The following is a 22,040-nucleotide window of genomic DNA, read 5'->3' on the forward strand; positions in this document are numbered from 1 at the left end:
CGCCACCCGGCAAGGTCGGGTTCATGACGATTGACGATGAGAACGCGATCAAGGACCTCGCGCACCGGCAGCTGACCGCCTGGGCCGACGGCGACGGTCGGGCCTTCGCCGGCACCTTCACCCACGACGCCGACTTCATCGCGGCCAACGGCGAGCTGATCCAGACCCGGGAGGCGCTGGCGCTCAGCATGCAGGAGGGCTTCGACGGCTTCATGAAGGGCACCCGCATGTCAGAGGCCCAGCACACCCACATCCGCTTCCCCGCCCCCGGCACCGCCGTCATGATCACGATCGGCAACTGCGTCCTGCGCGACGGCGCCACCCAGTGCAGGACCGAGGACCTGTCCCAGCAGACCCGCGTGGCCGTGCGGACGGACGAGGGCTGGCTGTTCACCAGCTTCCACAACAGCCGCGTGCGACCACGCCTCTAGTCCCCCCAGCCAGGACTCCCGGCCTCCTGGAGTTCGGCGGCGACGCGGGCCCGCTCCTCCGGTGTCAGCGCGAGCGCCTTCAGGTCGACATGTGGCGCTCGTCCAGGGCGATGGCCGGCTCGATCATCGTGGCCAGGGCCGGCGCACGGTCCACGGCCTGCGCGCCCTCGCGTCGATCATCACGAGGCGGCCGCCGCCGTCCTCCTTGGCCGGGTCCACGCCCTCGGGCGGCTTGCCGACGTGGAGCTCGACGTTGCTCCACCGCGGCGCCAGGTACAGGTCATCTTGTAGGTGATCTCGAACCCGAGCGACTGGGAGAACTCCAGCGTCTCGTCGAGGGACACGCACGGCAGGACCGGGATGGTGGTCTCGCTCTGGGGCATCGTTGGAGTCACGGGGCGAGTCCAAGGTGACAAGTAGGATGCCCGCGTGTCGTATGAGATCTTGACCGTCGCGCTCGCCCAGACCTCCGCCGTGCCCGGTGACGTGGCCGCCAACGCTCGTGACGCCGCTGTCGCGATCAAGGCCGCTGCCGCGTCCGGTGCGAGTCTGATCATGTTTCCTGAGCTGTCTCTTATCGGGTATGACCTGGACCTTCTCCATGATTCCGGCGCTTGGGTGAGTGAGGATGACCCTCGGCTGGATGACGTGCGCGGGGCCGTACAGGAAGGTGGGCTGACGGCGGTTGTCGGTGCGGCCTACCGGCACCCCGACGGGACGGCGTGGCTCGCGTCGCTGGCGTTCTCGCCGGACGGTGCGCATGTTCACGGGAAGTGCCATCTGCACGGGCGTGAGCGGGAGCTGTTCCGGGCCGCCGGGCCGGGGGCGCTGCTCGACGTGGACGGGTGGCGGGTCGCGCTGGCCATCTGCTACGACGCCGGTGTGCCTGGGCATGCGGAGGACGCGGCTCGGCGGGGTGCAGAGGTTTATGCGGGTTCGGCGCTGTACACCCTGGAGGAGACGCGCCGGATCGACCTGCATTTCGGGGCGCGGGCGATGGACCATCGAATGTTCGCCGTGGTGGCCAATCACGCCGGGAGCGGGCCGGGGTGGGTGTCGTGCGGGGGCAGTGGCGCATGGCATCCGGACGGGACCCGGATCACCCAGGCCGCGACGGGTCCCGGGGTGTTCACGGCGGTGTTGTCGCGGGCCGAGATGGCGGGACTGCGGGAGAAGGACGCGCGTGCGGGGTACCCACGTACGGCCGGGTGAATTCAGCGGTGCCGCTGTTGGTGCCGTGCTTTAGCGGCACCGATGCGGTCAGGTCGTGGCGTTGTACAGGGCGGTGACCAGGGCGTCGTTCTCCGGGGCGCCCCATGCGCCGCCTGCCGGTGAGAAGCGGCGGCGGGTGTAGGCGTAGGCCAGCCCACGGCCGGGGTCGGCGAAGGACAGGGCCCCGACCGCGCCGCTGTGGCCGAATGCCCGCCGGTCCGCGAACGGGTAGCGCGCCGCCATCGGCACGAACCCCAGTCCGAACGGCCGCGACTCCCCCGTCACCAGGTCGCCGCCCTCGGCGTGCACGCGGCTGAACTCGGCGACGGTCCCCGGCGCGAGCAACGCCGGCCGCCCGTCCAGGACGCCGATCGCCGCCGCGTACATCCCGGCCAGACCCCTGGCATTACCCACGCTTCCCGCCGAACTGCTGCCCAACGCCCGCGTCTCGCGCGTGTTGGCGAAGGCGACCAGGTCGGTGGGCACGTTGAAGGCCACGGCCATGAGTGCGCGCGGGTGGAGCTCCGGCTGCCGCTGCGCTGGTCGTACCGGGTCGTAGCGCGGCTCCTGCGCCTCGGGCAGGCCGAGGTAGAAGTCCAGTTCGTACGGTGCCCGGACCCGCTGCTCGTAAAGCTCCTGGATGGAGGCGCCGGTGACCCGGCGTACCACCTCGCCGGTCAGGGCGCCGATGACGAAGGCGTGGTAGCCGTAGCCGGTGCCGGGCTCCCAGAAGGGCCGCTGCCCGGCCAGCCGCTTGGCGATCAGCCGGTCGTCGGCCAGCTCGGTGGCCGTGAATCCGCCTTCCACGCCGACCAGGCCCGCCTGGTGGGCCAGCACCTGGCGCAACGTCACCCCGGCCTTGCCCTCGCGGCGAACTCGGGCCAGTAGTGGGCCACCCTCTGGTCGAGTTCGAGCACGCCCTCCTGTACGAGCAACGCGGTCACCAGGTGGGCGGCGCCCTTAGCCGAGGAGTACAGGGCGTGCAGTGAGTCGCCCCTGACCCCGGTCCACAGGTCGACCACCCGCCGTCCGTGCGCGTAGACGGCCAGTTGGGCGCCGTCCGCACTCGCCACCCGCGCGAACTCCTCGCGCACCCCTTCAGAACCGGCCTCAACAGTGCCTTGCACGTTCATGGTCAGTCCTCTCTCAGATCAGGCCGATTAACTAAACCGTATAGTAAAGTGTGTCAACGCTTCGGCTTCCGACTATCGGGCCTCGAATAAACTGCGCGGCATGGACGTGTTCGACGGCATCCTCGCCGCGTGGCAACGGGAACGGCCCGATCTGGATCTTTCGCCCATCGGGGTGTTCGGACGGCTCGCCGGGGTGACACGGCGGATCGAGGCGGCGGTCGAGGAGGTGTTCGCGCGGCACGGGCTGAGGCAGGGCGAGTTCGACGTGCTGGCGGCGCTACGGCGATCCGGCCCGCCGTACACGCTGATCCCGTCGGAACTGGCGGCGGTGCTGATGATGTCGCGCGCCGGCATGACGAACCGCCTCGACCGCCTGGAGGCCGCCGGCTTCGTCGAGCGCGCCCTTGACGTCGCCGACCGGCGCAGCTTCCGCATCACGCTCACGGAGGAGGGCCGCCGCGTGATCGACGAAACCCTCACCGAACACGCCGCCACCCTGACCCGCCTGGCCACCACTCTCTCCCCCGAAGACACCGCCACCCTCGACCGCATCACCCGAACCATGCTCACCAACCTGAACCGCTAACACCCAAGTCAAGGGACCCCGCCCGCACCCACCCGCCTCAACACCCGCCCAGACGCCCCCAACCCCGACACCCGCCCCACCTCAAGACGCACCCCCGAGTCACCACCCGCCCCCGGCCCGAGCCGAACCCGCACGCCCCACACCTCGACCCGAGCCAGAACCCTCACGCCCCCACCCGACCCGAGCAGACACGACATCCCGATCGGCGCCCCCACCCCGACTCTCGAGCCCTCACCGCCCCTGGCCTGCGCCATGGCCCGCTCTGGCCCGTGCGCTCGCCACGCTGGCTCGGTCCCTCACCACACCCCTGGGCCACCACCCCAGCCTCCTGGGCCACAATCCCCGCCGCAGCCACGCGCCGCGACCCCGTGGCGAGCTGTGGCGTGACCACCCTGGCGCACGCTGCGGCGGGCCAAGCAGGTGTGTTGGCCTGCCTGCCTGGCCACACAATGTGCATAGCCACGCGACGTGCATTGCCACACGGCCCAGCGCGGCCAGGCAACCTTCGGGCCCGGCGCGGAGGTGCTACCCCGGGATGGGCGAGCACCGAGCGGCGCTTCAGGCCCCGGATTGCCGCCACACAAGGGCTCGGACCCCCGGGATGTCGAGCGTTGAACGGGTGCGTCCGGTTCGCGGGATCGGGCTGGATGGGAGGATCGGCCTGTCAAGAAGGTGTCAGGTTGCCTAGCCGCACGCTAGGATGGCGATCGAACAACGGCGGCCACACGACGAGGGGTTTCAGGCGATGGCGACGGGCGGCTCGAAGTTCGAGGTGACCCCTGTGGTCAAGAAGAGCGCGGCGGTGCAGGTGGCCGACCAGCTCGTGGTGGCCATCCGCGACGGGCATCTCAAGCCGGGTGACAAGCTACCGCCCGAACGTGAGCTCGCGCAGAACTTCGACGTCAGCCGCCCGACCATCAGGGAAGCGCTGGCCGCGCTGGAGCTTGCCGGGTTGGCCAAGTCGCACAAGGGCAGGGGGACGATCGTCACCGGATCGTCGGCCGTCGTGGCCACGTGGGGTGTCGAGGTGCTGCCGCCGCAGGTGTTCGAGGCCCGGCTGGCCATCGAACCGGCCCTGGCGGCACTGGCCGCCGAGAAGCGCTATCCCGAGGACCTCAACGCGTTGGAGTCGACGCTGGCGGAGCTGGAGGACGAATACGCGCGGACCGGCGCGTACGTCAGCGACCTGCCCCTCCACCGCGCCATCGCCCGCGCGGCCCGCAACCCGATCCTCGAAAAGTCCCTGGAGGAGGCGCTTCGCCACCTCGACGGCCCGCTGTGGTCGGAGCTGCGCCGCCGCGCGCTGTCCGCGCCGGGTGCGCGGGGCGGGCACGTGGCCGAGTTCCGTCTGGTGTTCGAGCACATCGCGGCCGGCCGGGCTGAAGAGGCGGCGGACGTGTGGCGTCAGCACCTCCTCCTCTACCGCAGCGAGATCATCGGCTCCCCGCCCGCCTGACCGAAGCACGCGTGATCGTCGCCCAAGCCGGCTGAGCAGCCTCCAAGGGCCGCTGACGAGCAGGCATTCAATCTGACGGCGCCCCTTTCAGAGATCGAGAACGTGCTGGATCGCCGGCTCCGGAGAGGCCGTGCTGGAACTGCCTCACAGGGGTGATCAGGGCGGTGGGCAGGTCGTGGAGATCGGGCAGCGCCCGGCGGGGAGGCCGGGACCAATCGTGCGCTACGCCGGATCAGCCCTGCGACCGCCCGGGCCCGATCGGAATCGTGATCACGTGGCCGGGAAATGGTTGGACGGGATGATGCTCGGGCTTGTAGCTTGCAGGTGATCGTGACGCCGTCCGAGGAGGTGAGACCCATGAACGCAAAAGCGATGTGGGTGCTCCCCCTTACCGTCACGGTCGGGCGATTGACGTAGGTGTCGCCGGGAGCGCCTCGCCAACAAGGCACTCCCGAAAGGCAACACCTATGCACTCTCAGCAGCCCATCGCCGAGCCACCGTCGAACGACGGGGCGGGCGAGGTTCTCCGGTCGCCGGTCTCCGGAGCCGGGCGCGCGCCGCTCCTTCACGACGTGATCATCGCCGGGTGCGGGCCGACCGGTGCGATGCTGGCCGCCGAACTGCGGCTGCACGACGTGCGGGTACTCGTTCTGGAGAAGGAGACCGAGCCCACGTCGTTCGTTCGCATAGTCAGTCTGCATATTCGCAGTCTCGAGCTCATGGCGATGCGCGGACTGCTGGATCGCCTGCTCCGGCAGGGAAGACAGCGTCCGGTCGGCGGTGTCTTCGCCGCCATCCCCAAACCCGCGCCCAAGGGCCTGGATTCCGCGTACGCCTATCTGCTGGGTATTCCGCAGCCGGTCATCGAGAATCTCCTTGAAGAACATGCGATCGCACTGGGTGCGCAGGTCCGGCGCGGTTGCGCGGTCGCCGGTTTCGAGCAGGACGACGAGGGTGTGACCGTCGAGCTGGCCGACGGGGAAAGGCTGCGTTCGCGCTATCTCGTCGGCTGTGACGGCGCGCGCAGTGCGGTGCGCAAGTTGCTCGGCGTCGGTTTTCCCCGGCGAGCCCTCACGGTCCGACACGCTCATGGGCGAGATGAAAGCAGGCATGTCGCAGGAGGAGATCGCCGCCAAGGTGGCCGAGATCGGTCAGACCCATCAGCGATTCTGGCTCAGGCCCTTCGGCGAAGGGGTTTACAGCGTCGTGGTTCCCGCCGCGGGCGTCAGTGACCGCGCGGAAGCGCCCACCCTTGAGGATTTCCAACGACGGTTGCGCGCCATCGCCGGAACCGATTTCGGCGTGCATTCTCCGCGCTGGCTGTCGCGTTTCGGGGATGCCACCCGGCTGGCCGAGCATTATCGGGTCGGTCGGGTGCTGCTGGCCGGCGACGCGGCGCATATTCATCCGCCCATCGGCGGTCAGGGCCTCAACCTGGGCGTTCAGGACGCGTTCAACCTCGGCTGGAAACTGGCCGCACAGGTCCGCGGCTGGGCGCCGGAAGCATTGCTGGACACCTACCACGCCGAACGCCATCCGGTCGCCGAGGACGTGCTGGACAACACCCGTGCCCAGACGCAACTGCTGTCCGCCGAACCGGGCGCGCAGGCCGTGCGCAGGCTGCTCACCGAACTGATGGACCTCGACGAGGTGAACCGCCGTCTGATCGAGAAGATCACCGCGACCGGCATCCGCTACGACTTCGGCGAGGGTCCCGACCTGCTCGGCCGCCGCCTGCGTGACATCGGCGTCAAACAGGGCCACCTCTATGGTCTGTTGCATCGCGGCCGCGGCCTGCTGCTGGACCGCACCGAACGGCTGAGCGTCGGCGGCTGGTCAGACCGGGTCGATCACCTGGCGGATCCCACCGCGGAGCTGGATGTCCCGTGCGTCCTGCTCCGCCCCGACGGTCACGTCGCCTGGATCGGCGACGATCAGCGGGACCTGGACGACCACCTCTCCCGCTGGTTCGGCGAACCGCCCACTGATCTCGCCTGAGCCACCGCCCGCCGGCATGACGGAACACGGCCATGCCGGCCGGCGGTCACCGGTCGTGCCATCAGGTCTTCCCACGGCCCCGACCTCGGTAGCGGTCGGGGCCAGGCGGGTCGGGGGCGATCAGGTTCCCGTGCCGATCACGTGGCCGTGGGCTTCCAGTGCCGCCTTGGCAGTGGGGAGGTCGACGGTGCGTACCAGCAGATAGTCGGTGTCGAACGTGGACAGGACGAACACCGAGACCCGCACCTCGGCCAGCGGCGCGGTCAGCGACGCCAGGATCCCGACGAGCGAGAAGTCCAGCGCGTCGGCCACCCGCAGTGCGCTGAAGCCGCTCTCCACCTTGGCCCCGGGTGGCTCCGCACCGGAGCGGCACACCACCGAGACCTCCTCGGCGGTGACCGTCAGCGTGTAGAGCTCGGCCGCCACTGGTGGCGGGGGCGGGGAGGTGGTGGCGGGCAGCCGGCAGACGGAGTACTCATTCGCGAGCAGGAGCAGTTCCATGTCCTTCACCTTCCCGAGGCGGGCGGCAGGGCGGCCACGACGGGTGCGAGCGCGTCGAGGGCCTCGGCCAGGTAGCCGGTGTCCATGCCGATGTTGATCCTGAACCATCCTTCCCTGCCGAAGAACACGCCGGGCGCGACCAGCACGCTCGCCTCGCGCCGGAACAGGTCGCCGACCTCGACGGACGACAGGTCGCTGTCATAGCGGACGAACGCCAGCGCGGAGGCCATCGGCGGGAGCGCGGCGAGCTTGCCGTCCTGCCGCCTCGCCCATGCGGAGAACAGGTCGTAACCTCTGCGCACGCAGGCGCGGTTGCGCTCGAACAGCCGCCGCCTGGCCGCGGGCCTGAGCGCGCACTCGGCGAGGAGGTTGTCGAGGCGGCCGGTCGCGATCGCGACGTACTCGTGCCGGCGCCACAGGTCGGCGAGCTCAGGATGAGCGCATACGGCCCAGCCGATGCGCAGACCGGACAGACCATAGGACTTCGACAGGCTGCCCACCCCGATGACCTTGTCGGTCATGCCGAGGAACGACGGCGTCTCGTCGTCGGTCAGGCGTTCGCTGCCCCGGTAGACCTCGTCGGCCACGAGCCAGGCGCCGCAGTCCTCGGCGATCCGCACGATCTCGGCCATCTCCTCCCTGGTGAGGATGTAGCCGGTCGGGTTGTTGGGGTTGCACACGTAGATGAGCCTGGTGCCGGGGGTGGCGACCTGGCGGAGTTGCTCCAGGTCGGGCGCCCAGCCGCGATCGGCGCGCAGTTCGAACGCCGCCACGTCGCAGCCGCGGTTGCGGGCCAGGCCCCAGACCTGGCGGTAGCCGGGTTCCATGACCACGACGCGGTCGCCCGGCTCGCAGAGCGCGTCGACGATCGCGGCGTTGGCCTCGGACGCGCCCACGGTGACCAGCACGTCGTCAGTGCCGACGCCGTCGTGGAGACCGGCGATGAGGCCGCGCAGGGACCGTTCGCCGTTGACCTCCGGGTAGTAGAGCGGCACGGACATGATCCGCTCCAGGTCCTCGCCGTCCTCGACGAGGTCGGCCACGGTGACGGGGTCGACGGTCGAGTCGGCGAGGTTGAAGCGCACGGTCTGCTCGTGGTCGGACTGCCAGTTCTCGAGCTCGAACGTCTGGAAGGTCACAGGCACTCCTTCGGCGAACAGGTCAGGTTGCCTGGCAGGTTGCCTGACGCCTGAAATCCTGTCAAGGGTGTCCGTTGTCTGCATATTTAGGGATTGACACGCCCTCTTTCCCCATGGAGTCTGGCTGTCTACCTACCAGGCAACCTTTCAAGTGAGGGGTGATGCTATGGATCAGAACCGTGTCGAACACGACCTCCTCGGCGAGATCAGACTTTCCTCGAACGACCTGTTCGGCATCCATACGGCGCGGGCCAGCGAGAACTTCCGTCTCGGCGGCGAGTCGCTGCGCCAGTTCCCCGCCCTGCTGACCGCGCTCGCGCAGGTCAAGAGCGCGGCGGCATGGGCCAACGTCAAGCTCGGCGTGCTGCCCGAGGAGATCGGGAACGCCATCATGGCCGCGGCCGCGGAGATCGCCGCCGGTGACCTGCACGAGCACTTCCCGCTCGACGTGGTGCAGGGAGGTGGAGGCACCTCGACCAACATGAACATGAACGAGGTCCTGGCCACCCGCGCCACCGAACTCCTCGCCACAGCACCAGAACCCACCCCGAACAGCCACACCCCGCACGCCGACCCAGACGGCCGCCAGCCACCGGCCGCCCCACCCGAACACCCGTGGACCGATGCGCGAGACCACCCCACGGAAGTCAACCCGAGCAGCCAGAACACGCGGACCGGCCCAGGGGCCCTCCGCACGCAGATGGATCCGCACGGGCGCACTCCGGGCACCGGCCTGGAGGGCCGCACCACGGAAACCGACCCGGGCGGCCACACCACGAGGATGGATCCGGGCGACGGCAGCGCGTGGACTGATCCCGGCGGCCACACCACGGAGGCTGACCCCGGCGGCCACACCTCGGGGGCTGACCCGGGCGGCGACACCACGGAGGCTGACCCGGGCCGCCGCAACACGCTTGAGGGTCCGAAAGACCACAGCGCGCACGAGGGTCCGAGAGGACATGGTGCGCACGAGGGTCCGAGAGGACACCAAGCGCGGGCGGATCCGTACGGCCAGGCCACGGGCGGCGAGCCGCGCGGGCACGCAATGCGGGTCGATCCGCATGATCACGTGAACCGGTCGCAGTCGACCAACGACGTGATGCCCACCGCGCTCAACCTCGCCGTCCTGACCACGGCCCAGGCGACCGTGCGGTCCCTGCGGGTGGTCGCCGAGTCGCTGCGCCGCCAGGCCGCGCGCTACCGGTCGCTGGACAGACTGGGACGCACCTGCCTGCAGGACGCGGTGCCCGTACCGGCTGGACTTGTGCACGACGGGCAGGCGAGCGCGGTCCTGTCGGCCGCGAGGCTGCTGGAGTCGGCGGCCGGTGAGCTGCGGGGGGTGCCGCTCGGCGCGACCGCGATCGGCACCGGCCTCGGCGCCCCGCCCGGCTTCGCGGAGCTGGCCCTGGAACGGCTGGCCGAGGAGACCGGACTCGCCCTGGAGCCCGCCGCGAACCTGTCCGAGGGCATCGCATCGCTGGAGAGCCTGGCCTCCGTCGCCGACGCCATGGCCAGAGGCGGACGCGTGCTCGCCCGCGTGGCGAGCGATCTGCGGCTGCTGTCCTCAGGCCCGGTGGGCGGCATGGCGGAGGTACGGCTGCCGCCCATGCAGGCAGGCTCCTCGATCATGCCGGGCAAGGTGAACCCGGTCATCCCCGAACTGGTCATGCAGGTCTCCTTCCAGTTGGAAGGCGGCGCCCACACCGTCCACCTGGCCTGCGCGGCCGGCGAACTCGAGGTCACCCCCTGGGCCCCGGTGGTCACCGCGGAACTCCTGCGCGGCCTGCGCCGTCTGGAACGCGTGGCCCTGCTGTTCGCCACCCGGTGCCTGGACGGGATGGCGTGGAACGAGGACGCGGTCCGCGACAACCTGCGCGGTTCCCTGCGCGAGGCGGTGGAGTCGGCGGTCGAGCACGGCCACGCCTACGCCGTCACCCACTTTCCCCTGGAACCCTCACCCATCACCGACCTGAACCACGCGGCAGGCACCCCATGACCCTCATCACCGACCCGATCCACGACGGTGCCACCGATCCCGTGCTCGTCTGGAACGGCGCCGAGTCCACGTGGTGGTGCCTGTTCGTCCACCGCCGGGCCAACACGCGGATCGGCGGAGCACCCAGGATCGGCCGCTGTCACGGCGGCCGGGTCGCCGCCGCCAGCTCGGCCGACGGCGGTGGGAGCTGGCTCTACCGCGGCACCCTGGACCTCCCGGTCGAACCGGGTCTCAACACCTTCTGGGGCCCCGACGTGATCCGGCACGACGGCCTGCACCACATGTTCGTCACGTTCATCAGAGGCGTGCCCGACGACCCCGCCTGGGACACCCACGGCAGGCCGAGCCCGTGGCACCGCCAGATCCACCACCTGACCAGCCCCGACCTGTGGACCTGGTCGCACGCGGGACGCGTGGACCTCGGCACCGACCACGCCGTGGACCCTCACGTGCACCCGCTGCCCGAGGGCGGCTTCGGGCTCTGGTTCAAGGACGAGAACCGCGGCGGCTCCGTCTGGCTGGCCGTCAGCGACGACCTCGACGGGTGGAAGGTCGAGGAGCGGGCGCTGGCCGACTGGCACGAGGGCCCGGCGGTGTTCACGCTGGGCGGCCAGGGGTGGATGGTCGCCGAGACCCGCGCCGGTCCGGCCGTCTACCGCTCGCCCGACCTGCGCCGATGGGAACACCGGGGCGCCCTGACCGTGCCCGGCCACGCGCCGCGGCAGCCGTACATCCATCCGGTCGCGCACGACCGGGCGGCCATCCTCTACTACGCGCAGACCGGACGGGACAGTTTCGGCGAGGAGGTGCCGACGTCGGGACAGTCGTCGGCCATCCACGCCGCGGAGCTGGTCCTGATCGGGGGCGACCTCACGGTTCGCACGGCGAGCGCGCTCTCACTGACCGGCCACGACTCCGCCGTACGGCGGGCGCCGTCGGCCGGCGCACCCAGCCCCTGAACCGCGCACAGCAAGTTGGTGACACCATGAACAACCGCATCTTCTTCGTCGCCCTCGTGACCCTGCTGCCGCTGACCGCGTGCGGCGTCAACACAGCGCCGGACCTGGCGGAAAAGGCCGTCGACATCGCCAAGGACGACAAGCTCGCCGCCGGCGTGCCGAAGGAGATCCGCGACCGCGGGACGCTCATCATCGGCACGAACGCGCCCTACGCGCCGCTGGAGTTCTTCGCCGAGGACAACAAGACGCTGGTCGGCTTCGACATCGACACCGGCGACGCCATCGGCAGGCTGCTCGGCCTGAAGGTGGAGTGGCGCAACACCTCCTTCGACAACATCATCCCCGGCCTTGAGGCGGGCAGGTACGACATCGGGATCGCCGGGTTCGGCATCGAGAAGGAACGCCTGGGCGTCGTCGACTTCGTCTCCAACTACCTCAACGGCGGCGGCTTCCTGGTGAAGAAGGGCAGCGGCATCAAGGTCAACGACTTCAAGGACACCGTCTGCGGCCTGCGGGTGAGCGTCCAGAGCGGCACCTCGCAGGTGGAGCGGCTGGAGAAGGCCGACGCCTACTGCAAGGGCGCGGGCAGGAAGCCCGTCCAGATCATCAGGATCCCGGACCAGAACCAGGCGGTGCTGACACTGTCCAGCGGGCGCGCCGACGTGGTGAGCGCCGACAAGCCGGCTGTGGAGTGGGCGGCCAAGCAGTCGGAGGGCACGCTCTGTGTGACGGGGACCTACCGGACGCCGCACAGCCTGTCCGGCATCGCCGTACCCAAGCGCAACTCCGCGATGAACGCGGTGCTGCAGGAGGCGATGACCAGGCTGCTGCAGCAGGGCCACTACACCCGCATAGCCGGCAAGTGGGGCGTCGTGGACGGCGCGATCGAGAAGTCGGAGATCTTCACCGACCCCGCGCAGGTGCAGGACGGCGACGAGATCTTCCCGCAGGCGATCAAGGAAGGGTGTGCCTAGCGATGGCGACCGGCACCGTGCGGAAGAGCCGGCGGCCCGACGCCGACATCAAGGCGGTCCCGGTGCGGCGCCCGTGGCGGTGGGTCGCCACGGCGGTGGTGCTGGGCCTGCTGGCGCTGCTGGTGACGTCCATGGTCACCAACCCCCGCTACCGGTGGGAGATCGTGGCCAGGTACCTGCTGGACGGCAGCGTGCTCAACGGGCTGCTGCTCACGCTGCAGTTCACCGCGATCGCCATGGTCCTCGGCATCGTGCTGGGCGTGCTGTTCGCGGTCATGCGCAGCTCGGACAACAAGGTGCTGTCGTGGACGGCCGCGGCCTACATCTGGTTCTTCCGTGGTACGCCGCTGCTGGTCCAGCTCATCTTCTGGTTCAACCTGAGCGCGCTCTACCCGACGATCCAGCTCGGCCTGCCGTTCGGGCCGACGCTGGCCACCCTTGACGCCAACACGCTCATCACCCCGTTCATCGCGGGCGTGCTCGGGCTGGCGCTCAACGAGGGCGCGTACATGGCCGAGATCGTCCGGGCGGGGATCGTGTCCGTGCCGAAGGGGCAACTGGAGGCGGCCAGTTCGCTGGGCCTGTCCAAGAGCATGACGATGCGCAGGATCGTGCTCCCGCAGGCCATGCGGGTGATCATCCCGCCCACGGGCAACAACACGATCGCGATGCTCAAGACCAGCTCGCTGATCAGCGTGCTGGCCATCCCCGAACTGCTCTACAGCGTCCAGATCATCTACGGGCGCAACTTCCAGACCATCCCGCTGCTGCTCGTGGCCAGCATCTGGTACCTGCTGGCGACCTCGATCCTGACCTCCGTGCAGACCCGGATCGAGCGCCGTTTCTCCCCCGACCGCGACCCCGGCGACTCGTACGGCTCCCGCCTGCGCCGCAACCTGGCCGCCCGCCGCGCCCACGTCAAGGAGGACCGCTGATGTCCGCTCTGGTCCGCGCGGAGGGGGTGCACAAGCACTTCGGGCGCAACCACGTGCTCAAAGGCATCGACCTGTCCCTGGACGAAGGGCAGGTGATGTGCCTGGTCGGCCCCTCGGGGTCGGGCAAGAGCACGTTCCTGCGCTGCGTCAACCACCTGGAGACGATCAACAGAGGCCGGCTCTGGGTGGACGGCGAGCTCATCGGCTACCGGCAGAGCGGCGAGGCGCTGCACGAGCTCAACGACAAGGAGGTCTGCCGCCAGCGCGCCCGCATCGGCATGGTCTTCCAGAGCTTCAACCTGTTCCCGCATTTCACCGCGCTGGAGAACGTCGTGCTCGGCCCCTGCCTGGTGAAGAAGGAGAGCAAGGCGGCCGCCACCGCGCACGCCGAAGAACTGCTGCGCCGGGTGGGGCTGGCCGAGAAGCTGCACAGCTATCCGGCCAAGATGTCGGGCGGCCAGCAGCAGCGCGTGGCCATCGCCAGGGCGCTGGCGATGCGGCCCAGGCTCATGTTGTTCGACGAGCCGACCTCCGCGCTGGATCCCGAGTTGGTCGGCGAGGTGCTCGACGTCATGCGGGGCCTGGCCCGCGAGGGGATGACGATGATCGTCGTCACCCATGAGATGGCCTTCGCCCGGGAGGTCGGCGACACGCTCGTCTTCATGGACGACGGCGTGGTGGTCGAGTCGGGTGACCCGCGCGAGGTTCTGGCCAGGCCGCGGCACCTGCGTACCCAGACATTCCTGTCCAAGGTGTTGTGACAGATGGGAGCACATCCATGAGAGACGTCATCGTGATCGGGCTGGGCGCCATGGGCTCCATGGCCGCCTGGCAGGCCGCCGCGCGCGGCGCCTCGGTGCTCGGCGTCGAGCAGTTCGACGTCGGCCATGCGCGCGGGTCCTCGCACGGCGGGTCCCGTATTTACCGGCAGATCCTCTTCGAGGGCAAGGAGTACGTGCCGCTGGCCCGCCGTACCCTCGACTTGATCAAGGAGCTTGAGCGGGACGGCGGGCGGCTGTTCGAGCCGTCCGGCGGCCTGGTGATCGGCACCGACGGCGGCGAGCTCATCGAGGACGCGCTGGCCAGCGCCGCCGCGGGCGAGGTCGCCCACGAGTGGCTGACGCCCGACGACCTGCGCGCGCGCTATCCGCAGCATGCCGTGCTGGACGACGATGTGGCGATCTTCGAGCCGGGCGCGGGGGTCTTGCGGCCGGAGGCGTGCGTCACGGCGGCGGTGCGCGCCGCCCGGCGGGCCGGCGCCGACATCCGCACCGGCGTGCCCGTCTCGGAGTTGCGCGTGCAGGACGGGCGGGTCGCGGTGACCGTGGGCGGCGAACGGTTCACGGCGGCCAGGGTGATCCTCGCCTCCGGCGCCTGGACGCTCGATCTCCTGCCGGAGGTGTCGCTGCCGCTGCGTACCCAGCGCTCGTGTCTGTCGTGGTTCAAGGCGCGCGGGGACGCGGCGGAGTATCGCCCCGGCCGATTCCCCACGTTCGTCCGCGAGAGCCATGAGGCGCACGGCTGGGGCATCCCGGACGTGGACGGCGTCGGCGTCAAGGTCGGCATCAGCGGCCCGCAGGCGAAGAAGGCGTGGCTGGAACGGCCCGAGGACAACTGGCGCGACCCGGCGCGCGAGGACCTGGCGCCGATCGAGGAGTACTGCGCGACCGCCTTCCCCGGCCTCGTCCCGCGGGTCAGCAAGGCGATGGCCTGCATGAACTCCAAGAGTCCCGACGGCGACTTCGTCATCGGCCCGGTGGGCGCCGGTGGCCGGGTGGTGTTCGCCGGCGGCTTCTCCGGCCACGGCTTCAAGCACGCGGCCGCCGTCGGCCAGATCTGCGCCCAGCTCGCCCTCGACGGCGGTTCGGAGTTCGACCTGTCGGCCTTCTCCCCCACCCGCTTCGGAGCATGACCATGGAATACACCCACCTCGGCCGCTCCGGTCTCCAGGTCGGCAGGCTGGCCCTCGGCACCATGAACTTCGGCCCGCTGACCGACGAGGCGACCTCCCACCGGCTGCTCGACCTGGCCGTGGACAGCGGCGTCAACCTCGTCGACACCGCCGACGTCTACGGCGCCGACGCCAACAAGCAGGTGTACGGGCTGGAGCCGGAGAAGGGCAGGACCGAGGAGATCATCGGAACCTGGCTGTCCAAGACGCCGTCCCGCCGTGACCAGATCGTGCTGACCACCAAGGCCTACGGCGCGATGGGGCCGGGCGTGAACGACATCCGGCTGTCGGCGCGGCGCCTGCGCCGGGCGTGTGAGGAGTCGCTGCGCCGCCTCAACACCGACCACCTCGACATCTTCATGCTGCACCACGTCGACAGGTCGACGCCGTGGGAGGAGATCTGGGCGGCGTTGTCGCTGCTGCGCCGGCAGGGCAAGGTCCTGTACTTCGGTACCAGCAACCACGCGGCCTGGCACATCGTGCGCGGGCAGTCGGCGGCCGAACGGCTCGGCGAGTTCGGCTTCGTCGTCGAGCAGAGCATCTACAGCCTCATGCGGCGCACGATCGAGCTTGAGGTGTTGCCCGCGTGCCGTGATCTGGGGATCGGCGTCCTGCCGTACAGTCCGCTGCACGGCGGTCTGCTCAGCGGCATCCTGCGCAAGCGGGAGATCGCGCGGGGCAGGGCGGGCCGCGCCGAGGCGGGTCTGCGCGAGGACAGGGACCGGGTGGAACGCTACGAGCGGCTGTGTGATGAGATCGGGGAGCATCCCGCGGCCGTCGGCCTGGCGTGGCTGCTGCACCAGCCGGGCGTGACGGCTCCGATCGCGGGCGCCCGCACGGTCGAGCAGCTGACGCTCGCGCTGAAGGCGCTGACGATCCGGTTGGACGAGGACCGGCTGGCCGCGCTGGACGCCATCTTCCCGGGTCCCGGCGGCCCGGCCCCCGAGGCGTACGCCTGGTAGTACCGACAATCTTCACCGTCTTGTCAGATTTAGTTGTCGGTGAGATCGTAGAGGCATGTTCGACGTGACCGTGATCGAGGACCCGGCCGCCGCCGAGGTGTCGCTGGATCCCATGCGTTCCAGGCTCCTGGCCGAGCTCGCCCAGCCCGCCTCCGCGGCGATGCTGGCCGCCCGCGTCGGGTTGCCGCGCCAGAAGGTCAACTACCATCTGCGCACGCTCGAACGGCACGGCCTGGTCGAACTCGTCGAGGAACGGCGCAAGGGCAACGCGACCGAGCGGCTGCTGCGTGCCACCGCGGCCTCCTACGTGATCTCCCCCGTCGCGCTGGCCGCCGTGCAGCCCGATCCGGCCCAGTCGCCGGACCGGCTGTCGGCGCGCTGGCTGCTGGCGCTGGCCGCACGGCTGGTCCGTGACGTGGGCGCGCTCATCACGGGCTCGGCCAAGGCGGGCAAGCGGGTGGCGACGTTCGCGCTGGACGGCGAGGTGCGCTTCGCCACCCCGGCCGCGCGGGCGGCGTTCGCGGAGGAGCTCACGCAGGCCGTCACTACGCTGGTCTCGAAATACCACGACGAAGAGGCCGCATCAGGGCGGGACCATCGCATCGTGGTCGCCGTCCACCCCAGCACGAGGGAGTCGTGAGCATGGGCCACGAGTTCGAGATCGAGCAGCGGACCGAGGTGCCCGCGACGCCCGGGGAGATCTGGGCGGCCATCTCCACCGGGCCCGGCATCGACTCCTGGTTCATGGGCCGCAACGAGGTCGCCGACGGCGCCGTCACCACCGTGTTCGGCGACTACTCCCCCACCACCCGCATCACCGGGGCCGACCCCGGCGCCCGCTTCGCCCACGGCACCGAGACCGCCCCCGACGGCCGCTTCGTCGCCTACGAGTTCCTCATCGAGGCCCAGTCCGGCGGCACCACCGTGCTGCGCGCCGTCACCAGCGGCTTCCTGCCGGGCGACGACTGGCAGGACGAGTTCGAGGCGATGTCGGCGGGCCTGGAGCTGTTCTTCGCCACGCTGGTGGAGTACCTGACCCACTTCCCCGGCCGCACCGCCACCCCCCTCACCGTCTTCGGCCCGCCCGTGCCCGGCTGGGAGCAGGCCTGGCACGACCTCGCCAAGAAGCTCGGCCTGCCCCGCCTGGCGCGGAAGGGCGATCGGGTACGGCTGGCCGGCGAGGACGGAGTCGTCTACTTCGTCAACTCCCAGAACGTCGCCGTCCGCACGCCCACCGCCCTGTACCGCTTCATCCGCGGCTTCCACGGCCCCATGATCGCCTCCCACCACCTGTTCACCGAGGACCCCGGCATCGACTGGAAGTCCTGGCTGGATCAATGAGGCCGTGGGGGCGCGTCACTTGGCCGGGGTCAGGATCTCGAAGTAGAAGCGGTCGTTTCGCTCCAGAGGAAGGCTGACGTCCCACAGGAGCATCCGGTCATGGACGTAGTAGTCGCGAAGCGCGATGCCGGCACGGCTGTTGCCGTCCGTGAGCACTGCGCGGACGGAGAAGTCGTACTCAGGATGGTCGGCGCCTTCCAACGTGGAGGCCGGAGGGTACTCGTCACACTGCTCTCCGGGGCGCGGCCGGACGGGCAGGCCCAGGCCGAAGTACTCGGCGGCGTATGGACCTTCTCCGTAGCAGGCGCCGGTCTTGCGCTCGCCGTTTCTCCTGTGCTCGGGGTCGGGCGGTATCGTCCCCGACTGCTCGGTCCTGATGCGGTGCAGGCCGGGCGCGTCAGGGTCGCCGGGCTTGTACTTGCCGGGGATGATCTTGTCTCGGGGCGGGGGCTGCCCATCGGGCACCAGGCGGGGCCAGGTGGCGTTGGGGAAGTCCTGGGCGTTGGCGATATGAAGGGCCACTTCCGCGTGGGGGGCCTTCCCGATCTCCCACGTCAGGCGCGGAGTCGTCTCGGCGAAGACGCACGCCGCCTCGTAATGGCCGCCGCCGAGCCGGAAGTAATCCGCCGAGTCGCAGCGGACGATGCGCGGGGCGCTGTGGCCGGGCCGGGTCACGAGGCCGCCGGAAATGGCGGAGCCGAGCTCCAGCCACGAGTCGTGCAGGGTGATCCGGTCCCGGCCTTCCGCGTTGGCGGCCTGGTTGACGGTGTCCCACTTCCACCAGAGGGTCTCATCGTCCCATTGGCGGAACGGCAACACGACCGGCGCGTGGGCGACCGGGCAGGCGACGCCGCTCTGCTCGCACTTGCCGACGAGGTAGAACGGCCAGGCGGGCGCGATCGTCCGCCACAAGAACGTCCCCTCATGACGGACCGAACCCTTCTGGATGCGGCCGAACATACGGGTCCTGCGCTGGTGATTGTCGCCCTGGGTGATCAACTCGTAGGTGAACTTCGTGGTTCCGATGCGGACCAGCCGGCCGTTCTGGAAGACGTCGACCGGCATTTCCGCCTTGACGCGCTGGCAGAACACGAAGCGGTTCAGGATGTGGCCGGTGCGGCTGTCCGCCGCCGGGGTGAAGCAGTCGGCCAGCGCTTTGGGGTCGGGGTTCTCGCCGATCGGTGGGGGCGCCAGCGGCGTCTTCGCCGTTCGCGGGCCGTTCACCTCCATGCGTGCGGCGTTGATCCGCGACTCCCTGGCCACGGCGGCGATGCCGCGCTTCGGCAGCAGCGGGGACGTGTCCTTTGAAGGGCTTGCCGCAGGGGACGGGTCCGCGCGGATCCGATCCCAGTCGGCCGCGGAGAGCACGATCCCGGGTGACGCCGGTTGCCTGTCGATCGTGGGGGTGCCCGCCGCGGCCGGCAAGGCCTGCAGCAGGGACGTGCATAACGTGGCCAGCATGACGCCGACGGCCAGCCGGCGTTGTCGCGATGTCATCGGCACTCCAGAGGTTGGTTGAACGCTCGGGATCAGCCTGTCCGGGGGTGCCTCGGGCGCTCGACGACTTTCACGCCTGCCTGAAGGTCTCGGCGGACCGGGTCTCCGGGACACAGGCGACCGCGTCGTAGGCCCGGACGACGGGGACGTCCATGAAGTAGTCCAGCATCCTGATCCGCGTGAACGCCTCCGGGTCGTGGCCGCGCAGGTCGGCGATGGCCAGGGGCGCGCCGCCGTCGAAGAGCGTCTCGACGCTGCCCTCGGCCAAAGCGGGCAGTTCGACGTCGACCGCTTCGAAGCCCAGCGGGTGCTCGGGCGCGACCCGCCCGGCGGAGGTGCGGCCACCGAGGCTGGTGGCGGCGATGGAGACGTAGTCAGGGCCGAGCGCCTGGGCCAGGTGGTAGCCCTGCGGGAACAGCCCGAAGTCGCCCTCGTGCTCGATCACCGTCTTGCGGATGTGGGTGTTGTGCGTCGCCACCACGACGCGGGCGCCCTCGTCGACGAGCCGCAGCACGCTCTCGGCGCCGAAGGCGTCCAGGCACGCGGTGCCCACGGCCATGCCGCGCCCGCCGAGGTCGCGGCCCCCGTGGTCCAGGTACCAGGCGTTGCGCAGATGCTGGAACGCGGCCGCGTGCTGGGCGGCGCGGCCCTGGCCGCGCTGGTATCCGGCCATCGTCTCCATGCGCGCCAGCAGGCGGCTGATCGCCACGGTCAGCTCGTCCTGCGCCGCGATCGGGCGGCGGGCGTGGTCCATCATGGCCTTCATGCTGGGCACCTCGCGGTCGCCGCCGGCCAGCCGGAAGGCCCGGTCGGCCAGGGGGTACGCGTCGGGGTCCGCCTCCTTCATGTACGCGGCGACCGCGCGCAGGGCGGTGCGCGGGACGCCGGCCAGGCAGCCGGCGAAGCGCAGGGGGCGCTCGTGCTCGCGCATCCAGCGCAGGAGGTCGTGCATCTCCCGGCAGTCGCCCATGCCGTGGTCGATGCCGGCGGAGGCGACCTGCTCGACGGTGCCGGGTCCGCCGCGTACCCACGCGTCGATGGTGTGCGCGTCGGTGTACGGGGCTTCGAGCGCGTAGACGGTGAAGCCGCGGCGTTCGACGAGAAGGCGCAGCAGGCGGTGGCGCAGCAGGTAGAACTCGCGCACATGGTGGGAGCTCTCGCCGATCGCCACCACCCGGGCGTCGCCGACCAGGTCGAGCAGGGGTTCGAGGTCGTCGAGGGGGTCCATGGGGTCGAGGGAGCGGGATTCGACGATGTTCACTGGTTGCGCCTCCTGAAGGCGATGACGGCGAGGGGGACGAAGACGACGAGGAAACCGGCCGACCAGATGAGGGTGGTGCTCGCCGCGGTGGCGACCGGCCCGCCAAGGAGCAGGCCGCGGGTGGCGTCGATGGCGTGGGTGACGGGGTTGACGTTGACCCAGGCCTGGAGCCAGCCGGGCAGTGTCTCGGTGGGCGCGACCATGTTGGTGCCGAAGGCCAGCGGGAAGATCCCCAGGAACCCGACGCTCTGCACGATCGAGGTCTCCTTGATGAGCACTCCGACGAGCACGTTGATCCAGCTCATGCAGAAGCCGAGAGTGACCGCCAGGGCGCAGGCGGCCAGCGCCGACACCAGGTCGGTCCTGACCCGGAAGCCCAGGAGGTAGCCGAGGAGGAACAGGGTGACGAGCGCGACGCCGTACCTGATGAGATCGCCGACGACGGAGCCGATCAGCGGCACGGAACGGCCGATGGGCAGGCTGCGGAACCGGTCGAAGACACCCTTCTTGATGTCGACGTTGAGGCTGACGCCGGTGGACAGCAGGCCGGCCATGAGCGTCGACATCACCAGCGTGCCGGGGAAGATGTACTGCAGGTACGCCTGCGGCGACCCGGCGACGGCGCCGCCGAACAGGTAGACGAACATCAGCAGGAAGACGATCGGCAGGAACAGCGCGTCGAACAGGATGCCCGGGTTGCGGCGAGTCTTGCGCAGACCGCGCCCGGCCAGGAGCAGGCTGTGCCGGAGCAGGGCGAACGGCATCACGCGGCTCCGGTCAGTGCGAAGAAGGCCTCGTCCAGGCTGGGCAGCCGCAGCGACAGCTCGGCGACCTCGATGCCGGCCTCGGCCAGCGCCCCGACGACGGCGGTGAACGCGGCGCCGCCGTCGACGGCGACGGTCAGCACTCCTGCGGCCACGCTCGCGGGCTCGCGGCCGGTGGCCTTGGCGGTCAGTTCCGCCGCCCGCGCCAGCTCGGCCGGATCCTTGGGCCGTACCACGATGGTCTGCCCGCCGACGACCTGCTTGAGCTCGGCCGGGGTGCCTTGGGCGATGACCCGGCCGTGGTCGATCACGCAGATCTCGTCGGCCAGGGCGTCGGCCTCCTCCAGGTACTGGGTGGTGAGCAGGACCGTGCCGCCGCCGTCGGCGATGGTGCGGATCATGCGCCACAGGTCTTCCCTGCGGCCGGGGTCGAGGCCGGTGGTGGGCTCGTCGAGGAAGACGACGCTCGGTTCGCCGACGAGCCCGGCGGCCAGGTCGAGGCGGCGGCGCATGCCGCCGGAGTAGGTTCCGGCCCGCTTGCCGGCGGCCTCGGCCAGGCCGAAGCGGCCGAGCAGCTCGCTCGCGCGCCGTTCGGCCTCGGGTTTGCGCAGGTCGAGGAGGCGGCCGAGGAGGACGAGGTTCTCCGTGCCGGTCAGGTCCTCGTCCACCGAGGCGTACTGGCCGGTCAGGCCGACCATTTTGCGGACCCGCGGCGCGTGCCTGACGACGTCGAGGCCGCCCACCTCGGCGCGGCCCTCGTCGGGGCGCAGCAGCGTGGCCAGCACCCGGATGGCCGTCGTCTTGCCCGCGCCGTTGGGGCCGAGTACGCCCAAGATCGTGCCCGGCAGGGCCGCCAGGTCGACGCCGGCCAGCGCCGTCGTCTTCCCGAACCGTTTGACCAGGCCTTCCGCCTGGAACGCGTACGTCATGGGGGCCACCGTGCC

General features: G+C 70.3%; 20 protein-coding genes and 2 pseudogenes. 14 read left to right on the forward strand and 8 right to left on the reverse strand.

Annotation, left to right across the window (positions count from 1 at the left end; genetic code table 11):
- Positions 1-23: 23 nt before the first annotated feature.
- Positions 24-431, forward strand: coding sequence for an SgcJ/EcaC family oxidoreductase (locus ACIBHY_RS46300; protein WP_397310072.1), 408 nt, complete (start codon positions 24-26; stop codon positions 429-431).
- 179 nt (positions 432-610) lie between these two features.
- On the opposite strand, the gene ACIBHY_RS46305 is transcribed toward ACIBHY_RS46300, so the two are convergent.
- Positions 611-826 (reverse strand): hypothetical protein, encoded by a 216-nt coding sequence (locus tag ACIBHY_RS46305; RefSeq protein ID WP_397252941.1) that lies wholly within the window; start codon positions 824-826, stop codon positions 611-613.
- A gap of 34 nt (positions 827-860) precedes the next feature.
- Between ACIBHY_RS46305 and ACIBHY_RS46310 the strand changes: the two genes are divergently transcribed.
- On the forward strand, positions 861-1,643 hold the full coding sequence (locus ACIBHY_RS46310; RefSeq protein WP_397310074.1) for a carbon-nitrogen hydrolase family protein: 783 nt from the start codon (positions 861-863) through the stop codon (positions 1,641-1,643).
- Between the two features lie 48 nt (positions 1,644-1,691).
- On the opposite strand, the pseudogene ACIBHY_RS46315 reads toward ACIBHY_RS46310, so the two are convergent.
- Positions 1,692-2,776, reverse strand: a pseudogene (locus tag ACIBHY_RS46315) (serine hydrolase domain-containing protein).
- A gap of 100 nt (positions 2,777-2,876) precedes the next feature.
- Between ACIBHY_RS46315 and ACIBHY_RS46320 the strand changes: the two are divergent.
- The 3 genes and pseudogenes from ACIBHY_RS46320 (at position 2,877) to ACIBHY_RS46330 (ending at position 6,816) form a co-directional block, all read left to right on the forward strand.
- Positions 2,877-3,362, forward strand: coding sequence for a MarR family winged helix-turn-helix transcriptional regulator (locus ACIBHY_RS46320; protein WP_397310075.1), 486 nt, complete (start codon positions 2,877-2,879; stop codon positions 3,360-3,362).
- 745 nt (positions 3,363-4,107) lie between these two features.
- The gene (locus ACIBHY_RS46325) at positions 4,108-4,818 is read left to right on the forward strand and encodes a FadR/GntR family transcriptional regulator (RefSeq protein ID WP_397310076.1); all 711 of its coding nucleotides are present in this window, start codon (positions 4,108-4,110) and stop codon (positions 4,816-4,818) included.
- A 605-nt stretch (positions 4,819-5,423) separates the two neighbouring features.
- A pseudogene (locus tag ACIBHY_RS46330) lies at positions 5,424-6,816 on the forward strand (FAD-dependent monooxygenase).
- Positions 6,817-6,936: 120 nt separating this feature from the next.
- On the opposite strand, the gene ACIBHY_RS46335 reads toward ACIBHY_RS46330, so the two are convergent.
- Both ACIBHY_RS46335 and ACIBHY_RS46340 read right to left on the reverse strand, forming a co-directional pair.
- Positions 6,937-7,317, reverse strand: coding sequence for an ACT domain-containing protein (locus ACIBHY_RS46335; RefSeq protein WP_397252935.1), 381 nt, complete (start codon positions 7,315-7,317; stop codon positions 6,937-6,939).
- Between the two features lie 5 nt (positions 7,318-7,322).
- Positions 7,323-8,456 carry an aminotransferase class I/II-fold pyridoxal phosphate-dependent enzyme gene (locus ACIBHY_RS46340; protein WP_397310077.1) on the reverse strand — a complete coding sequence of 378 codons (1,134 nt, stop codon included), beginning with the start codon at positions 8,454-8,456 and terminating at the stop codon, positions 7,323-7,325.
- 166 nt (positions 8,457-8,622) lie between these two features.
- On the opposite strand from ACIBHY_RS46340, the gene ACIBHY_RS46345 reads away from it, so the two are divergent.
- The 9 genes from ACIBHY_RS46345 to ACIBHY_RS46385 are packed head-to-tail and all read left to right on the forward strand — an operon-like array spanning position 8,623 to position 17,574.
- Positions 8,623-10,452 carry a lyase family protein gene (locus ACIBHY_RS46345; RefSeq protein WP_397310078.1) on the forward strand — a complete coding sequence of 610 codons (1,830 nt, stop codon included), beginning with the start codon at positions 8,623-8,625 and terminating at the stop codon, positions 10,450-10,452.
- Positions 10,449-11,411, forward strand: a complete 963-nt coding sequence (locus ACIBHY_RS46350; protein ID WP_397252932.1) for a hypothetical protein — start codon at positions 10,449-10,451, stop codon at positions 11,409-11,411. The genes ACIBHY_RS46345 and ACIBHY_RS46350 overlap by 4 nt, the downstream gene beginning before the upstream one ends.
- A 26-nt stretch (positions 11,412-11,437) precedes the next feature.
- Entirely contained in the window at positions 11,438-12,385 is a 948-nt protein-coding gene (locus tag ACIBHY_RS46355; protein ID WP_397310079.1) for an ABC transporter substrate-binding protein, read from the forward strand.
- A 2-nt stretch (positions 12,386-12,387) separates the two neighbouring features.
- A complete protein-coding gene (locus ACIBHY_RS46360) occupies positions 12,388-13,320 on the forward strand; it encodes an amino acid ABC transporter permease (RefSeq protein WP_397252930.1) in 933 nt (310 codons plus the stop codon).
- Complete coding sequence (locus tag ACIBHY_RS46365) at positions 13,320-14,081, forward strand: amino acid ABC transporter ATP-binding protein (RefSeq protein ID WP_397252929.1); 762 nt, start codon at positions 13,320-13,322, stop codon at positions 14,079-14,081. The genes ACIBHY_RS46360 and ACIBHY_RS46365 overlap by 1 nt, the downstream gene beginning before the upstream one ends.
- 17 nt (positions 14,082-14,098) lie before the next feature.
- Entirely contained in the window at positions 14,099-15,232 is a 1,134-nt protein-coding gene (solA, locus tag ACIBHY_RS46370) for an N-methyl-L-tryptophan oxidase (protein ID WP_397252928.1), read from the forward strand.
- Positions 15,233-15,234: 2 nt separating this feature from the next.
- A complete protein-coding gene (locus tag ACIBHY_RS46375) occupies positions 15,235-16,233 on the forward strand; it encodes an aldo/keto reductase (protein ID WP_397310080.1) in 999 nt (332 codons plus the stop codon).
- Between the two features lie 55 nt (positions 16,234-16,288).
- Positions 16,289-16,873 carry an ArsR/SmtB family transcription factor gene (locus ACIBHY_RS46380; RefSeq protein ID WP_397252926.1) on the forward strand — a complete coding sequence of 195 codons (585 nt, stop codon included), beginning with the start codon at positions 16,289-16,291 and terminating at the stop codon, positions 16,871-16,873.
- A 2-nt stretch (positions 16,874-16,875) separates the two neighbouring features.
- Positions 16,876-17,574 carry an SRPBCC domain-containing protein gene (locus ACIBHY_RS46385; RefSeq protein ID WP_397310081.1) on the forward strand — a complete coding sequence of 233 codons (699 nt, stop codon included), beginning with the start codon at positions 16,876-16,878 and terminating at the stop codon, positions 17,572-17,574.
- A gap of 15 nt (positions 17,575-17,589) precedes the next feature.
- On the opposite strand, the gene ACIBHY_RS46390 is transcribed toward ACIBHY_RS46385, so the two are convergent.
- The 4 genes from ACIBHY_RS46390 to ACIBHY_RS46405 all read right to left on the reverse strand — a co-directional run bounded on the left by ACIBHY_RS46390 (position 17,590) and on the right by ACIBHY_RS46405 (position 22,025).
- Complete coding sequence (locus tag ACIBHY_RS46390; RefSeq protein WP_397310083.1) at positions 17,590-19,071, reverse strand: hypothetical protein; 1,482 nt, start codon at positions 19,069-19,071, stop codon at positions 17,590-17,592.
- Positions 19,072-19,141: 70 nt separating this feature from the next.
- Positions 19,142-20,332, reverse strand: a complete 1,191-nt coding sequence (locus ACIBHY_RS46395) for an erythromycin esterase family protein (protein WP_397252923.1) — start codon at positions 20,330-20,332, stop codon at positions 19,142-19,144.
- Positions 20,329-21,096, reverse strand: a complete 768-nt coding sequence (locus ACIBHY_RS46400) for an ABC transporter permease (RefSeq protein WP_397310084.1) — start codon at positions 21,094-21,096, stop codon at positions 20,329-20,331. Before ACIBHY_RS46400 ends, ACIBHY_RS46395 begins: the two co-directional genes overlap by 4 nt.
- Positions 21,096-22,025: an ATP-binding cassette domain-containing protein gene (locus tag ACIBHY_RS46405; protein WP_397310085.1), complete on the reverse strand. Its 930-nt coding sequence runs from the start codon at positions 22,023-22,025 to the stop codon at positions 21,096-21,098. Before ACIBHY_RS46405 ends, ACIBHY_RS46400 begins: the two co-directional genes overlap by 1 nt.
- Positions 22,026-22,040: the final 15 nt, after the last annotated feature.

The sequence above is a fragment of the Nonomuraea sp. NPDC050547 genome, from assembly GCF_044457345.1.
Classification (GTDB): Bacteria; Actinomycetota; Actinomycetes; order Streptosporangiales; family Streptosporangiaceae; genus Nonomuraea.

What these genes read in the sequence shown, in the direction of transcription:
- ACIBHY_RS46365 (WP_397252929.1), top strand. Translation starts at nt 13,320, where the DNA reads ATGTCCGCTCTGGTCCGCGCGGAGGGGGTGCACAAGCACTTCGGGCGC.
- ACIBHY_RS46390 (WP_397310083.1), bottom strand. Translation starts at nt 19,071, where the DNA reads ATGACATCGCGACAACGCCGGCTGGCCGTCGGCGTCATGCTGGCCACG.
- ACIBHY_RS46380 (WP_397252926.1), top strand. Translation starts at nt 16,289, where the DNA reads ATGTTCGACGTGACCGTGATCGAGGACCCGGCCGCCGCCGAGGTGTCG.
- ACIBHY_RS46335 (WP_397252935.1), bottom strand. Translation starts at nt 7,317, where the DNA reads ATGGAACTGCTCCTGCTCGCGAATGAGTACTCCGTCTGCCGGCTGCCC.
- ACIBHY_RS46405 (WP_397310085.1), bottom strand. Translation starts at nt 22,025, where the DNA reads ATGACGTACGCGTTCCAGGCGGAAGGCCTGGTCAAACGGTTCGGGAAG.
- ACIBHY_RS46355 (WP_397310079.1), top strand. Translation starts at nt 11,438, where the DNA reads ATGAACAACCGCATCTTCTTCGTCGCCCTCGTGACCCTGCTGCCGCTG.
- ACIBHY_RS46375 (WP_397310080.1), top strand. Translation starts at nt 15,235, where the DNA reads ATGGAATACACCCACCTCGGCCGCTCCGGTCTCCAGGTCGGCAGGCTG.
- ACIBHY_RS46360 (WP_397252930.1), top strand. Translation starts at nt 12,388, where the DNA reads ATGGCGACCGGCACCGTGCGGAAGAGCCGGCGGCCCGACGCCGACATC.
- solA (WP_397252928.1), top strand. Translation starts at nt 14,099, where the DNA reads ATGAGAGACGTCATCGTGATCGGGCTGGGCGCCATGGGCTCCATGGCC.
- ACIBHY_RS46345 (WP_397310078.1), top strand. Translation starts at nt 8,623, where the DNA reads ATGGATCAGAACCGTGTCGAACACGACCTCCTCGGCGAGATCAGACTT.
- ACIBHY_RS46320 (WP_397310075.1), top strand. Translation starts at nt 2,877, where the DNA reads ATGGACGTGTTCGACGGCATCCTCGCCGCGTGGCAACGGGAACGGCCC.
- ACIBHY_RS46325 (WP_397310076.1), top strand. Translation starts at nt 4,108, where the DNA reads ATGGCGACGGGCGGCTCGAAGTTCGAGGTGACCCCTGTGGTCAAGAAG.
- ACIBHY_RS46350 (WP_397252932.1), top strand. Translation starts at nt 10,449, where the DNA reads ATGACCCTCATCACCGACCCGATCCACGACGGTGCCACCGATCCCGTG.
- ACIBHY_RS46400 (WP_397310084.1), bottom strand. Translation starts at nt 21,096, where the DNA reads ATGCCGTTCGCCCTGCTCCGGCACAGCCTGCTCCTGGCCGGGCGCGGT.
- ACIBHY_RS46300 (WP_397310072.1), top strand. Translation starts at nt 24, where the DNA reads ATGACGATTGACGATGAGAACGCGATCAAGGACCTCGCGCACCGGCAG.
- ACIBHY_RS46385 (WP_397310081.1), top strand. Translation starts at nt 16,876, where the DNA reads ATGGGCCACGAGTTCGAGATCGAGCAGCGGACCGAGGTGCCCGCGACG.